10 protein-coding genes are annotated in these 15,511 nt (G+C 40.2%); 1 reads left to right on the top strand and 9 read right to left on the bottom strand.

Going from position 1 to position 15,511, the window contains the following annotated elements:
• The 9 genes from GO621_RS17585 to GO621_RS17545 all read right to left on the bottom strand — a co-directional run.
• Positions 1 to 639 (bottom strand): aldo/keto reductase (locus GO621_RS17585; RefSeq protein WP_157569471.1); only part of this gene is annotated, 639 nt, incomplete at its 3' end.
• Between the two features lie 221 nt (positions 640 to 860).
• The gene (locus GO621_RS17580) at positions 861 to 1,220 is read right to left on the bottom strand and encodes a cupin domain-containing protein (RefSeq protein WP_157569470.1); all 360 of its coding nucleotides are present in this window, start codon (positions 1,218 to 1,220) and stop codon (positions 861 to 863) included.
• A gap of 38 nt (positions 1,221 to 1,258) precedes the next feature.
• Positions 1,259 to 1,756 carry a DUF2147 domain-containing protein gene (locus tag GO621_RS17575; RefSeq protein WP_157569468.1) on the bottom strand — a complete coding sequence of 166 codons (498 nt, stop codon included), beginning with the start codon at positions 1,754 to 1,756 and terminating at the stop codon, positions 1,259 to 1,261.
• Between the two features lie 59 nt (positions 1,757 to 1,815).
• The gene (locus GO621_RS17570; RefSeq protein ID WP_157569467.1) at positions 1,816 to 2,496 is read right to left on the bottom strand and encodes a peptidase associated/transthyretin-like domain-containing protein; all 681 of its coding nucleotides are present in this window, start codon (positions 2,494 to 2,496) and stop codon (positions 1,816 to 1,818) included.
• A 60-nt stretch (positions 2,497 to 2,556) separates the two neighbouring features.
• Positions 2,557 to 3,681, bottom strand: coding sequence for an acyloxyacyl hydrolase (locus GO621_RS17565; protein ID WP_157569465.1), 1,125 nt, complete (start codon positions 3,679 to 3,681; stop codon positions 2,557 to 2,559).
• Positions 3,682 to 3,802: 121 nt separating this feature from the next.
• Positions 3,803 to 5,857, bottom strand: coding sequence for a M1 family metallopeptidase (locus GO621_RS17560; protein ID WP_198170302.1), 2,055 nt, complete (start codon positions 5,855 to 5,857; stop codon positions 3,803 to 3,805).
• A gap of 644 nt (positions 5,858 to 6,501) precedes the next feature.
• Positions 6,502 to 6,852 carry a Spx/MgsR family RNA polymerase-binding regulatory protein gene (locus GO621_RS17555; RefSeq protein ID WP_157569464.1) on the bottom strand — a complete coding sequence of 117 codons (351 nt, stop codon included), beginning with the start codon at positions 6,850 to 6,852 and terminating at the stop codon, positions 6,502 to 6,504.
• A gap of 110 nt (positions 6,853 to 6,962) precedes the next feature.
• On the bottom strand, positions 6,963 to 7,280 hold the full coding sequence (locus GO621_RS19455) for an outer membrane beta-barrel protein (protein WP_157569462.1): 318 nt from the start codon (positions 7,278 to 7,280) through the stop codon (positions 6,963 to 6,965).
• A gap of 185 nt (positions 7,281 to 7,465) precedes the next feature.
• On the bottom strand, positions 7,466 to 13,912 hold the full coding sequence (locus GO621_RS17545; RefSeq protein WP_157569460.1) for an alpha-2-macroglobulin family protein: 6,447 nt from the start codon (positions 13,910 to 13,912) through the stop codon (positions 7,466 to 7,468).
• Between the two features lie 163 nt (positions 13,913 to 14,075).
• Between GO621_RS17545 and lpdA the strand changes: the two genes are divergently transcribed.
• The gene (gene lpdA, locus GO621_RS17540; RefSeq protein ID WP_157569459.1) at positions 14,076 to 15,479 is read left to right on the top strand and encodes a dihydrolipoyl dehydrogenase; all 1,404 of its coding nucleotides are present in this window, start codon (positions 14,076 to 14,078) and stop codon (positions 15,477 to 15,479) included.
• Positions 15,480 to 15,511 lie beyond the last annotated feature (32 nt).

The raw sequence follows: 15,511 nt of genomic DNA, 5'->3' as shown, positions 1-15,511 counted from the left end.
ATTTTTTTCACAAATTTCCAATACTTCTTCTGCGCCCCTGTTTTCTCCGTAAGCTGATTTTATGGTAATACGTTGCCCGTGCCCGTACATGTTTTCTACCGTCGCAATATTGCCCATTTGCATGGCTGTTTCCAATTCTGCTGCATCAACATTGCTAACGCCAACATGTAAAATTTTGCCTTCCTGCTGCATGGCAAACATTGCTTCCATCGATTTTTCGAAAGATGTACTGCCTGGCATTACCCTAAAATGTACTAAAGTTATTTGATCGAGTTTTAGTGTCCGCAAGTTGTTATCAATACTGCTGCGCAAATTTTCCGGCGTGTTAAAACTAATCCAGCTTTTATCGGGTTTACGCGCACCGCCAACTTTGGTACAAATAACCAGATCATCAGGGTAAGGGTACAAAGCTTCCTGAATTAAACGGTTGGTAACATCTTCGCCGTAATAATCAGCCGTATCAATAAAATCAATACCGCTTTTTACCGCTTGTTTTAATATTGCTAATGCTTCGGGCCGGTTTGGTGGTTCGCCGTAAATGCCTTCGCCGGTTAAGCGCATGGTGCCGTAACCAAAACGTTTTACCTGTAAAGGATGATTGCTTTTGCCGGCAATGGTAATTATTTGAGGGTTGTTCATTAAAATATTATTTGAGATAATATTTACAAACTAACATTAGATTAGTTTAATGATTTTTCCTCTTCCTAAATTAAAAGATTTTATGCTGATAAAAGAAGCATTGCAGTAATTTATAAGCAATACGAAATCAGGAATTCGCTTCTAACATAAATAGTGCCGACAAAAGTTTCTACTACATCAATTTCTTCTTTAACAAACCTCTTTGCCGTTTGAATTTTTATTCAAACTTTCGCTACAAAATCAATATTTTCTCCTTCTGCAAAAACTATGTAGGCGCGTTTCCAGGGTTCGTTGCCCAACATTTGCCAGGTATGGCCACTTCCGGTCGTGTCCATTGCAATTAAAACTTCGCCTGTTTTTAACGTAAATTTTTCTCCGCTAAAAACAGTAAATTCTAAAGTGCCGGTTAAAGTGAGCACAAATTGTGTGGCTGGTGCAGGGTGCCAGTTGTAAAAAGTACCGGCAGGCGTTTCTTTAAAATGAATGGAAACGGCTTTGCTGATGCTATTTTCTGCTACATGCCCGATTAGAATATGAGAATGCCCGTCGACCCCAGTAATAAGTTGGTAAGCTTTGATCATGGATACAGGTTTTGGGTCGATAAAAGAAGCATGCAGATTTACATCCTGTTAAAAGTCATGGTTTTGCCGAGAAACTTAAAATGCCAGTAACCGGTAACTTTTAATATGTTTGTATTATTAGCGGCCAAAGAAGCAGCCGAACTCCATTTATGGCCGCTCTTGGCATCGTAAATGATGCCGTTTTCCCAGGAATTGGTAGCGGGGTTGTACGTTAAGTTCTCCAGCACTTCCATCCCGATCAGTTTCCTTTTCCGAAGGGTTGGATCCGGGTTTTTATAATCGGTACGGGCATTCATGGGCTGACTTTTATCATCCGAATCATTAAACCACATTAATTTTGCGCCAAATTCATTGCCAGATTTATATACATTTACAATACAATTTTTTTCTTCTGACATCCATTTGCCGCAAATTTTATCAGCCGGCGCAACTGCCTGTGCTTCTGCTTTTTTCAGCCCCCCTGTTATCAGCAATAAAACTAAAAAACTAAACAAAACGTGTTGGTCCTTAATCACTTTCCCTGCTTCTTTTATCATATAAAAATTTGTATTTGCAATATAACCTGATGCTTTTATTCCTACGTAAATCGTAATAATTAGTTGGCTGATAACCGTTGTATGCTACGTTTTTCGGGCGGTAAGGCCATAAACTTTTTGTAGGAATCATTAATGTAGAGGGTGAGCGATGAGTGCGGCGTTTTTTGAAGGAAAGATAGCGAAGGTCGGTACATCGTCATGAAATCTTCCAGCTCGCGGCCTTTTAAAGGTACAACACTGCTAACGTAAACGGGGTTAAAAATAGAATCTATTTTCCGTTCGTCGGCTTCGCGGTCAAAATAACGCTTTAAACGGCGGGCATCTTTGGCTTCTTTTCCAAAAATACGGGAAGGCGACAGGGCAAACTTGCTTTTTTCGTACACATCCGGATATTCTTCGCGCGGGTTAAAAGTACGGGTTGAAGTGATATTTACCTGGTTTAAAGAAATGCCCTGAAAAGAGAGTTCTACCCGTTTGGGTTTCAAATCAACCAGATATAAAGTATCTGAAATATAACCGGGCGAAGAAAATATAAGCGTATGGTTAATAGCCGTGCGGATACTGAAATTGCCAGAATTATCTGTTAGTGCAATTTCTTTTGAGTTGATGTCGCGGATAAAAACATTAGACAGTTTGTGCGAAGCCTTTCCTTCATAAACCGTTCCTTTTAAAACAGTTTGCGCATGAAGGGCTCCGTTAAATAAGCCAATAGCAGCAATAATCAGAATGCGGATGTTCATGTACACATAACTCTTATTTGATTTAAAAGTTGTGTAAATTTTTTGCCGGTAAAAGAAGTATCAATGTACACGGAACAGCAGGCCAAATCCTGCAAAATCTGCATCGGTATGGTTAACATACATTTTTGCTGAAAGAGCAACCCAGGTAGCTATATAATATTTAAAGCCTGCCGTCCAGTAATATTTGTTGGGTAAATAACTTTTATAATGCAGGTAGTATCCGTAGTTTGCCATTAGTGCTAACCTGCCTATCCACAAATCTCCACCTAAACTTAGCCCAACCCTTACTTTATCGTAGGATGTACCGTTGCCCTGATAAGTTTGTGCAAAATTATTTATATCAAATGTTTTGTAATAATAAACAGCATCTGTTGCGGCTTTAAGGCTAAAAACCGGATTAACGCGATAATTGTACCCGGCGTAAATTCCGGATTTATAATAACCATCCTTGCTTTTAAAAACTGCGCGACGGCCAATATCGGCACCAAACTCAAAAGAATGTTTATAAACCGAAAATGCAGAAGCCGGGTGGATAGGGCCAGGCTGATTGATGTTTTGAACAATACCTGCTGATATATTTAACGCATTAATACCATTATTGGGCAGCCTATAAGCACCATTAGAATAATGAAATACCCCAACCCCGGCTACTATACGTGTTAATTTTGATATTGATGTTACCACTTTTAGCCCTATTTCTGAAGCCAGATTAATATGACTGCCAACCAAAGGACTTTGATTGGTAAAGTAAGATTCAGTTGAATAAACAAAGCCAAAACCAGGGGTAAGCAATAACTGTGTGTTACCTGCATTTGCAAGCGCAATGCTCAATTTAGCTGTTAAACCATAAGCATCTCCTAAAAAACCTTTTGTACTTGGATTACTTGTTAACGCAACTTGCTGCATGTTATGGTAAGAAAACGCCATGCCTACATCCTGCACGTGTAACAACCTAACCCAGTCTGTTTTATTTTCATGCATGTCAATATGGTAAATCACATCGCCGCCCCAGGCACTTCCCTGTAAATTATTCTTTTCCGAAGAAAACATGGAAACATTGTAATAAGGCGAAACCTCTATACTGTTACTCCTATTTTGCGCGGGCAAGGCCTTAGCAGAAAATAGGGCTAAAAGAAGCACAGGCAAAAACTTGCCTTTTGCAGCAGCACAGGAAAGTAATTTCATTGATTAGGCAGATAATTAATACAATAATAATGATAAGTTCATTTGTGCTGATGCTGTTTAAAAACTAAAAAAGCCCTGGTTTTTCCAGAGCTCTTTTATAAATAAAATATAACGTGCTGCTTTATTTTTTCCAGACGTTGTTTTCTTCGTTATAATCAGGAAGTACATGGTCAGGATCAGAAGTTACCGATTCTATTTTTTCTGTGGATGGATAGCGGAACGTCCAGGTGTTGTTGCGCATCCAGATTTCTACCGGCAGTTTTACACGGCTGGTTTTGCCGCTTTCGGTTTTAATTTCCAGGATGACTGGCATGGGCATTTTTTCAAGGTTATCAATCGTGATCAATGCTCCTTTTGCCGGGTCATTATCTACATATTTCACCTCGCGGACACCTTGGTCTAAACGCCAGTTGTTCTGGAACCAGCTTCTCCAGAACCAATTTAAGCTTTCGCCTGAAACGTTTTCCATCGTCCTGAAAAAATCGTCAGGTGTAGGATGTTTAAAAGCCCAGCGGTTAATATATGTTTGAAAAGCACGGTCAAAACGTTCCGGGCCTAAAATCTGTTCACGCAGCAAAACCAAACCGGCACTTGGTTTAGAATACAATAAGGTTCCGTTGTTCCTTTCTTTTATACCGTCAACCGGACTTAAAATCGGCTCTAATGCAGGATCGGTAAAGCGGGCGCCAATCAGGTGCATATTTGGCGGATTAGCAGGTTTATATTCGCCATTATTAAAATTGGCGGTAGAAAGTGTATTGATGAACGTATTGAAACCTTCGTCCATCCAGCCGTACAACCTTTCGTTGGAACCAACGATCATCGGGAACCAGTTGTGGCCAAACTCATGATCGTTTACGCCCCAAAGCGAGCGGCCTTTGGCTGTATATCCGCAGAAAACGATCCCGGGATATTCCATGCCGCCAACAATACCGGCAACGGTTGTGGCATTTGGGTAAGTGAACTCGTACCATTTGGCAGAGTTAAACTCAATAGACTTTTTAGTGTATTCTGTAGACCGGCCCCAGGCATCATTACCGGCACTTTCTACCGGATAAGCAGAAATAGACATGGCTTTGCGGCCGCTCGGCAAATTCATTTTGGCAGCATCTACCATAAAAGCTGCAGAAGAAGCCCAGGAAGCATCGCGTGCATTTTTAAGTTTAAAGTGCCAGGTTAAGGTTGATCTGCCAGCCGGGCGCGAAGCTTTGCTGGTTACTTCATCGGCCGTACGGATCATTACCGTTTGATCGCTTTTTGCTGCTGCAGCCCAACGCTTTAACTGCTCTGCTGTATAAACTTCCTGCGGGTTTTGCAGTTCTCCTGAAGAAACCACAATATGGTTGGCAGGTGCTGTAATGTTAATATCGAAATCGCCGTATTCCAGGTAAAACTCGCCGGGGCCAGTATAAGGCAGGGCGTTCCATCCCATCACGTCATCATATACATACATGCGTGGGTACCATTGGGCAATAGTGTAAATTTTACCGTTTTTAGTATCCAGGTAGCCGGTTCTATCGGAGCCATAATTGGGTTCGATAAAGCTGTATTCTATTTTCAGTTTTACTTGTCCGCCGCCAGCATTCAGATTACCTGGTAGAAAAACCTGCATCCGGGTATCATTGATTATGAATTTTACCGCTGTTTCGCTGGCTTTTCCTTTTCCCCCGGATACTACTTTTACCGACTTAATTTTATATCCGGCATCAAAAACCTGGCCGTGGCCGCCATTACGGCTGCCTATTATCGGAACAATAGCCGAGCCGCGCGAATCCTGCCGGAACAAATTCTGGTCTAACTGCATCCACAGAAAACCTAATTTATCCGGACTGTTGTTGGTGTAAGTCAGGATTTCCGTGCCGGTGATCTCATTGGTTTGGTCGATCAGCGAAACAGATAATTGATAATCTGCCCGGTTTTGCCAGTATTTTGGTCCCGGCTGCCCCCCTGCCGAACGGTATTCGTTGCCATTTTTGGTATAAAAAAATGGTGCAAAAGCATCGTGGTAATTGTAATTGGTTTGGATTTGCGGTTCCTGGATCCGGTTAAAATCTGGCCTTCGCGGGGCAGCAGGCTGGGCGGCGGCAGGAGGCGGTGGCGGCGTTTGCTGGGCAGAAACAACAGCAGCAGCAAATAGCAAAGCAAGCGTACAGGCAGGTATAAATTTTAATTTCATTCTTTCTTTAATTATCATTTCTACAACAAACAAAACACATAATTAAGAAAAAACCAGCTCAATTTAGGGCTGGTAAACTTATTGTTACTTAATATCAGCAGAGATGCCTGTTTAATAAATTTTATTAATGAAGTTGTTTAAACTTTTATGGCCCGGTTTAAACCTGCACAGGAAGCATCGACACCAAGAACCAAAACCTAAAGATTAACATTTTTAGGTGATAAAAGAAGCATCGGCCCCAAAAAATCAAAACCGGAGCATTAAGGCCTGTTTAAAATTTATTCCGTAATTTTTTGTGTGCCCCTTTTTTGGCTAAAGCCGCCCCCTGCGTTTATACCACCACGGCCTGAAGGCCGTGGCAATTTTAAAGCGTATTTTTTACAACAGATCTTTGTTTATTAATGCTGAATTGGCGCTGTGCGCACAGAACGTATAGTCAGGTTTAAATTGCGGTTGCCACGGCCTTTAGGCCGTGGACAAAGGATAACCGGCTACCGGCTTTAGCCAAAAAACCAAAAACACAAAAAATGATGGCATCAAAGGAGCATCAAAAAAAGACAAAATTTAAACAGGCCCTAACATTTTCAGGTGATAAAAGAAGCATCAACCTAAAAAAGAGGGACAGAAAAAAAGTTTAAACAACTTCAATGCCGTAAAAACAGCCTTTGATACATTTCTTCCTGAAAGCCCAGGACCAAACCGTTCTCAAACTCTAAAACCGGCCTTTTGATCATGCTGTTTTTAGCAGATAAAAGTTGTAATGCTTCTTTTTCGCCGATGATTGTGGCTTTTGTTTCTGCATCCAATTGTTTCCAGGTTAATCCTTGTTTATTCAGCAATTTTTCATAACCAACTTTGCTGCTCCAGTCCTGCAGTTTCTCCAAAGAAACACCTTCCTTTTTAAAATCGTGAAACTCGAATCCTACGTTATTTTCTTTCAGCCAGTCCAATGCTTTTTTTACCGTGTTGCAATTTTTGATGCCGTAAATTTTCATCCGGCAAAATTAGTTACTTCCGGTACTTTTTCCGCCGCTTTTGGTATCATCATTATTAATGCCCCGCTGGTTCTTTTTGATATCGCTTTTTAGTTTGCCAAATTTATAATTCAGGCTGATACGATAGTTGCTATATCTGATCTGGTTGACGCTTTGCTGATAAAAATCCGGGTGCTGGTGTAGGAATTGAACTTAAAAAACTTACTGTACGGATTGCTTGCTGCAACTGCAACCGTCAGTTTTTTATTAAACAACTCTTTGGATGCGCTGTAGGAAGTGTAAATGTAGTGCGAAGATTTGCCTTGCAAAAGCACGCTGCCACTAAAATAACCGGCATCTAAACCAAAGCGGAAACCATTATCTAACTTATAACCTACGTTAGCAAATGCGTTACCGGTAATGCCTTTATTTTGATATAAAGCAGGCAGAATAAAAAAGTAAGTGTTCTATTATAATTATGAGATTGTTTAGCAAGATAAATATTTAAAAAATGCCTGCTTTCTATTTAACAAATTTTAACTATTTATTTACTAACCTCCTAAATCAGTTTTAAAACTTGTACATCTTTTTATTAAGATGTAATAACTACATTAAACATTACAACAATTCCGCTTTATTTTTTATCTGCCTGAATCAGCGTTTCCAATCTTTTACCTTCCGAATGTGCGCCAAATTCCGGCGCATACATGCTTTGAACTGAACTGATGCCGGTAGAAAAATTACCAGGCTGCGCCACCCGCAAACCATATTCAAAAACATAGTTTCCTTTTGGCAGGTAGCTGATAAAGAAATTGGTTGCCACATCTTTGGTTACCTGGTAATAATATAAGCCATCCTGGTATTTATATCCAGATAAAACATCAACCGGTTCTGTTCCGGATGGGCGCATATCTTTTAAATGCACATACTCAAAATCACGGTCGGCTTTTAAGTAAACCACAATCTTCAATAAATCGCCAACTTTAGGCTGATGGTTTTTGTCAACCGCGGTCAGCACTTCGCCGCTGTTATTTCTGCTTCTGATAAAATATTTTCTTTCCAAACTAATACTGTTTTTAGCAGCAGAAATTTTGTCCAGCTTCTCCAGATACTGCCAGTACAAAGCGCCCCAACTGATGGTTTTACCTTGATTCTTCACTTCCACTTTCGCCAGTTCTGGCTTAATTTGTTCTTCCTGCCAGCTGGTTTTTAAATAACCGGTCCCGGCATCTTGCTTTAAATCCGGTTTCAGGTCGTACAAGTTTTTACCCCCTAAAAGAAGCATGGTTTTTCCTTGCGTTTGCAGCCAATTCTCGCCGCGGAGCAACAACGCATAACAAGCTGCAGCGGTTGCTTTGGTGGTTTTCCAGTTGTTGGTTTGCTTGTTGCGTAGCAGCCAGATTTTCATTTCTTCTGTTTCCTTGGTTTTGCCTGCTTCTGCAAAAAGTTCGATCAGCAAACTTTGCGTTTCCACCGGATTCTGGTACCAGAAATAACCCAACTGGTTCTTCGGCCAGTACATGCCCATTTCTTCGGATTGCTGCGAAGTTTCTATCAGCGATTTAACGATTTGCTGTGCTTCTTTTACCTGCTTAAAATGTATAAAAGTTAAAGCAATCAAGCCTTTTTCGTAAACGCTGCGCTGCACCCATTCTGCATTTGCCTTTTGCTGATACTTTTTCCATTGAGCTGTTAAAGCTGCACTTATTGGTTTTTGAGTGAAGTAACTGCGCGTGTACCAACCGTGGATTTCTATGGAAGATAAACTGGCAGGCACCAATTTTTTGCCGGTAAAAACAGTATGTTCTGGTTTGATCAATTCCTCATCCAGATAATTTAAAGCTTTATCGGCAATGTTTTTTAAAGCTGAACTTTGAGCATCAACAGCTTTTGCAGCATACAACTGGCCAATTCCCGCCAGAATATATTGTGTAATGTAACGATCGGAACGCAAACCGGTAAACCATGGAAAACTGCCATCTGCCAATTGCATTTCCTTCAGTTTTTTCACATTCAACTGCAATTCATTACCCATTTTATTGAGATCGAAAAGTAAAGCAATGCGTTTTTTCTGTTCCGATTCGTTCTGCGCATCGCGCAGCCAGGGTGTTTCTTCAATCAAAACCGATTTGAGTTCCTGGTTTTTTTCGAGGTTAGAAAGTAGTTCTGTTGAATTAGAAGCTTTCCATCGGTCAAAAACCTGCTGAATAACCGGCAAACGTTTTACCAGCGAAGTAGCCAGACTATTGGCATAATAACGGTTAAAAGTTTGCTCCGAACATTCATACGGAAACTCCATTAAATATGGCAAAGCCTGCACCGCGTACCAGGCCGGATTTTCTGTATATTCCAATGTTAAAGTTTTATTTTGAAGCGTATTGCTGGTTTGATGAAGCAGTTTTTCTAAAGTAAAAGTTTTGGTTTGGTTTGGGCGTACCATCATCGGTACAGATTCGGTTACCAGCATAGCATTTGGTAAAACCGGAACCGTATTTTCTTCGCCGTCGCTATACTTGCCGGCATCGGCAGTCAAACGGTAAGTCAGCGCATCTAAACCCTGCGGAATGATCAGCTGAAAAGAAACTGCTTTATTGGTGTTTGCTTCAATTTCTATAGTTTGGTTTGCTTCCGCAGCATTTGCAAGCAGCTTAACCGACTGCATATTTACTGCGTTAAATAATTGCAATACTGTTTTTACCACTACTTTTTTGGTGTTGAGATTGGCCACAATTGCAGAAACCGTAATGGTATCGCCTTCCCGGAAAAAGCGCGGCATATTAGCAGAAATCATCAATTGCTTTTGGGTAATGACTTCGTTTTCCAGATAAGCAAATTTTAAATCCTGCGTTTGTGCCAAAGCCTTAAAACGCCATTTGGTTAATGCTTCCGGCATGGTAAAATCAATCAGGATTTCTCCTTTTTCGTTGGTTCTTAATTGCGGGTAGAAAAAGGCGGTTTCGTTAAAGTTTTTGCGGATTGTTATAGCTTTATTACTTGTTACATTAGCCTGATCTCCATAATTATCAATTGTTTGGATATTTCCAATTAGGTCGGCAGGCAAAGAACTTTTACCCCTAATCATCACACTTTGCTGAACTATTTTTCCGTTCCTAATGATAGTTCCGTTGGCAGATATCTTTTCTACAGCAGCAAAACTCACGACTTCGTTTAACTGAGCGTTTCCAACCGGTTCATCAATTCGAATACTCGCCGCCGAACCGGATAAATCTCTTTTATACTGCGTACCGTAACCAACTACAACAACTTCATTTAAGCTATTACTGCTGGGTTTGAGTTTTATCACCGGCGAAACACCTTTTACAACTATTATTTCCTGCGTGATATAACCGACGTAGCTAATTATTAAAGTTGCTTTTTCCGGTACATGTAACTTAAATCGACCGCTTATATCTGTGTAAACGTAAGTTTCTGTTCCTTTTATTTTTACAGTAACCGTTTGCAACTCACTTTTGTCTTTTGCATCTATTATTCTTCCAGTTATATCAAAACCATTTTTATAAGCAGCAACGCTTTTCAGATAATTATCCTTGTTTGTTTGTGCCAGCATTGCATTGGCGCGTAATGTATTTGCCAATTGCTGATAAGCATTATTAAAACCGCCATAGTAATCAAAACCTAATAAGTTTAACGTTTCATATTTTCGCATGAGCAAATCAAAATTGTCCATGGTATAAAAAAGCCTGGTACTTACTGTTTTATTAATGAAATTATAGCTATTCCAACCAAAATAGCTTCTTTGAAATTCAATGTCTATATTTTGTATTGGCTGAGTCCAGCTTTGTTTCATTACCAGATCGTCCAAAGAAGCATCATACATCTCGGCCAGCATTTCAACCGATTGTTTTTCGTTTCCGGAAACCTGTAATTTCCATTGTTCTTTTTCGCCGGGTTGTAATTTGTTGCGGAAAGTAACCAATCTGACTGCTAATGGATTAATATTCCGGATGATTTGTAACGACTGGGATAAATTATAAACGCGGTTATCTTTCACCATTAAAAACTGCACACGAAAATTATTGTCTGCATTTAAAGGAACAGCTATTTCTTTGCGGACTTCTTTTTTCCCGGTTTTTATCCATTCCGAAGAAAGTATCTTATCGCCATCATAAACTTCAGCCAAAACATTAATTTCCGGCATCAACCCAAAAACAGCTTTGCCACCGGGCACAACGCGTGTGAGCAACGGGATTATCCAATCCTGCATCGTTACCGGCGCTGCTTTTTGATTGATAAAATGGCTGAACCGAACAATAGAAACGGTATCGCCTTTGCTGTTTTTAGCTGCTGTTTCTATGCGGTAAAAACCGGAATCCTGCTGTTTTAAGGCAGCTAAATCTAAAACCGAAAAATGGTTGCTATCCGCTTTTAAATCGATTTCTGCTACCAATTGATCTTTCTGCCAGGAACTTGGTCCGTCTTCGTTTTTCCAGGCATAAGCTGGAAAAAGCTGTTTAAACTCGTCTTTTGTCCATAAAAACTGGTCTGGTTTTTCCCACAAACGGTTTTTGGTGATGTATTCATTTGGATTTTTTAAAGAGAAAATTTTAACTTGTAAACTTCCGTTTTGAAGCTGATCGTTTAAATTCATTAAGCTTGCCGGAAACTTTAAAGAATCTGCAGCAAGCATTTTTTGCGGAAGGTTTAACTGAACTTGCAAAGCTTGTTTGGCAACATTTACCGATGCAGAAGCTGTATGCGTTTCGCCGCTTGCGTTGGTTGCATCCGCAGAAATTTGGTAAAAATATCGGTCAACATTTGGCTGTTCCTGCTGTGCTTTAAACTTAATTATGAACTCGCCTTGTGAATTAGTTTTAATTGTATCACTTAAAAAATCTGCCAAATCATTGTTTTGATAGCGATTATAAACCGAATACGTTCTTGTTTTATAAAGTTTTATATTCACTTTCACACTTGCATCCGCCAAACCAAAACCAGAAAAAGCCAGCACTTTTCCTTTTAATCTAACTGAATCTCCGGGACGGTATGCTTCTTTTACCGCATCAAAATTGAGCTGAAAAGTTGGACGTTTGTATTCTTCAACCTGAACATACAATTGACCTTGGAAAGTTTTTAAAACCACATTTCCGTTTAGCATATTTTGCGGTAACACAAACGAACCGCTAAACGTACCAAAGTCATTAGTTTTAACTTTTACAGAGCTTAACTTTTTACCATTATTATCATTCAGTTCTACCTCGGTTTCTTTATCTTTTACAATTGTACTTTTACGGTTGGCAGTAGAAATCTGCAAGCCTTTAAAGTAAATGGTTTGCCCCGGCCGGTACAATTGCCGGTCGGTAAATAAAATGGTTTGCTCGCGCGAAATATCACTCGGCAGAAAATTATTGCCGTAAAAGCTGTCATTATTGGTATAAAAATCTCCGGAACCATATAAACGAATCTGGAAATTCATATTTTCAGTTAACTGGAAAAGTGTCTTACCATTCTTATCAGAAATTCCTTGTCCGGCAGTTTCTCCGAATGGATTTTTTATTAGAGCCACTTTTACAGCTTCAATTGGACTACCGGTTGTACGGTTTATAGTTCTGATTTCTAATCCTGTTGTGCTTTTCCGACTCACATAAGCCAAATTGCTTACCCGAAAGCCAGACAAACTCATCAAGGCACGATCATTCAAATTTTCCCTCGATAAAAGAAGCACGTAAAAACCTGGTTCGAGCGGATCAATTTTAAATTCTAAATAATGCTGCTTATAATCTTTTGGATCAGGAAGGCTGATTTGCTGCTGCTGAACGGGTTTTAATTGTTTAACAAAAGCCAGCACATCGGTGTTTAAATTAATATCCTGGTAACGGTAATTCTGATTTTCCCGCTTTCTCAATTCACTCAAATCTTCTTCGCTGAGGCGATAAAATTGAGCATTTGCTTTTTGCAAATTTTGATAATTCAGCTTCGCCAAAATGGGCTGGTCCGGCAAATTCACGTTTTCGATTTCTGCGGATAATGTTTGCTGATTTATTTGCTGTAAAAGAAGCATTGCATTTTTTCCGCCCAAACTTTCGGGATAAATTTTGATCGCTTTTTGCAGATATGCAACTGCGGTAACCAAATTGTCTTTTTGCTGGTAAAACTGCGCTAACAAAACCAAAGCATCGGCAGCAATTGGTTTGTCTTGAAAATCGCGGTTTGCTTTTTGAAGTGCATCAACATAAAGCGAATCTTTTTGAGGGAAAGCAGCTTTGCGGTACAAAAACTCCAACCGCTTTAAATCCAGGTCGGCCAAAGCTTCGGCATGCTTCTTTTGCAGGTGAAAAATAGTTGCCTGCTGCAATAGTTTAATTCCCTGATAAGTTACAGAAGCGGTATCAGTTGTTGCCAATTTTAGGTGGATAAAAACAGCATCATCTCCAAACAAACGCGGATCGTTTAAGGAAAAAGTTAATCTTGGTTTTGGCAGGTCGGGCTCTTCTCCCAGATAAAAATCCAATGCACGTTGCAACAGCAGATCGTACAAAGTTGGGCGTAAATAGCGTGTGCTTTTATCGCCTTGCAAAACGCCTTCTAAAACCGAAACTTGCGTATTTTGCTCCAGCTGAAAGTTTTGCAGGGATTGCTGGTATAAATTTCCAACTTCCCGGATAATCGTTTTTAAATCCCAGCGGGCAAAATCAGCATCCGGTTTTTCTAATGCCGTTCTTCGCACAAACTGATAACGGTTTTGCTGGTAATATTTCCAATAAATTTCTGCCAGAACAGATTGCAGAACAGCTTTTACCGGGAAAGCAGCTTGTTTAATATCCAGTTTTAAACGGTTGATAATGGCGGTTAAAGCATTTTCTTCCAGGTAAGTCTGTAAATTCATCCGGTAAACCGCTGCCCGGATTTGCTGCGTAGGGTTATGGTTTTTCCTCGATAATGCATCCAGTTTCTCCACTTCTTTTAAAGCTGATTTTGGTAAACCTGCTGCCGAAAGCGAATCGATCCGATTGATTAGTTGCTCATCAATTTTTTGCTGTGCAGAAACCTGCAGCGTTAAAAATAAAAGGCAACAAACGGTAATTGCTTTTTTTAGGCGATAAAAGAAGTATGAGGCAGGCATTGCAGAGAAATTAGGTTTAGCGGCGGTAAGATACGCCGAATTTAGATTTGGAACGATAGCCGGTCCCGCTTTTCAATTCAGAAAAACAACCTTGTAATTACAGCAAGCTGATATTCTTTTACCGTTAAATTTCTTTAATTTGCAATTCCTTAAAAACTCCTTTATGCAATATGATGTAATTGTTATCGGTTCAGGTCCTGGCGGTTATGTTGCGGCAATCCGTTGCGCGCAACTTGGTTTAAAAACGGCTTGTATCGAAAAATATTCAACCTTTGGCGGCACTTGTTTAAACGTTGGTTGTATTCCATCCAAAGCTTTACTTGATTCTACAGAACATTATTACAATGCTTCGCACACTTTTGAAGCGCATGGGATCCACATCGAAAACCTGAAACCGGATTTGGCGCAGATGGTCAAACGTAAAAACGAAGTGGTTGAGCAAACTACCGGCGGCATTGCTTTTCTATTCAAAAAAAATAAAATTACTTCTTATCAGGGCGTTGGTTCTTTTGTTGATAAAAATACCATCAGCGTAAAAAAGGAAGATGGTTCCGAAGAAAAGATCACTGGTAAAAACATCATTATTGCAACCGGTTCCAAACCTGCAACCTTGCCTTTTATTCAGTTGGATAAAAAACGCGTGGTAACTTCTACCGAAGCTTTAAACCTGCCTGAAATCCCGAAACATTTGATTTTAATTGGCGGTGGTGTTATTGGTTTGGAATTAGGTTCTGTTTATGCCCGTTTAGGCGCCAAGGTTTCTGTGGTTGAATTTACCGATGCCATTGTAAATACTTTGGACCGGTCTTTATCAAAAGAGCTGCAAAAAGTGCTGACTAAACAAGGCATGGAATTTTACCTTAACCATAAAGTAACGGGCGCAACCGTTAATGGCGATGAAGTTACCGTTACGGCTGATAGTCCGAAAGGCGATAAAATCGAGTTAAAAGGCGATTATTGTTTAGTTGCCGTTGGCCGTACCGCTTATACAGAAGGTTTAGGTTTAGAAAAATTAGGTATCGAATTAGAACCACGCGGTAAAAAAATCCCGGTAAATGATCATCTGGAAACTTCTGTCCCCGGTGTTTATGCCATTGGCGATGTAGTGAAAGGTGCCATGCTTGCACACAAAGCTGAAGATGAAGGTACTTATGTGGCCGAAGTGATTGCCGGACAAAAACCGCATATCAACTACAACTTAATTCCGGGCGTAGTTTATACCTGGCCGGAAGTTGCAACAGTTGGTTACAGTGAAGAGCAACTGAAAGAAAAAGGTGTGAAATATAAAACCGGTTCTTTCCCTTTTAAAGCCAGCGGACGTTCCCGTGCGAGCATGGATACCGATGGTTTTGTAAAAGTTTTGGCCGATGCTGCTACAGATGAAGTTTTAGGCGTACATATTATTGGCCCGCGTGCTGCAGATGTAATTGCCGAAGCCGTTGTGGCGATGGAATTCCGTGCTTCTGCTGAAGATATTGCACGTATATCACACGCGCACCCAACTTATACCGAAGCGGTGAGGGAAGCTGCTATGGCTGCTACAGAGAACCGGGCTATACATATCTAAATATTGTCTGAACCAGAATTTGGGAATTTGGG

Origin of the sequence: Mucilaginibacter arboris (assembly GCF_009754915.1) — a bacterium.
Taxonomy (GTDB): domain Bacteria; phylum Bacteroidota; class Bacteroidia; order Sphingobacteriales; family Sphingobacteriaceae; genus Mucilaginibacter_A; species Mucilaginibacter_A arboris.
Note: the sequence above shows the minus strand (reverse complement) of the source record. Positions and strands in the feature narration are given on the sequence as shown.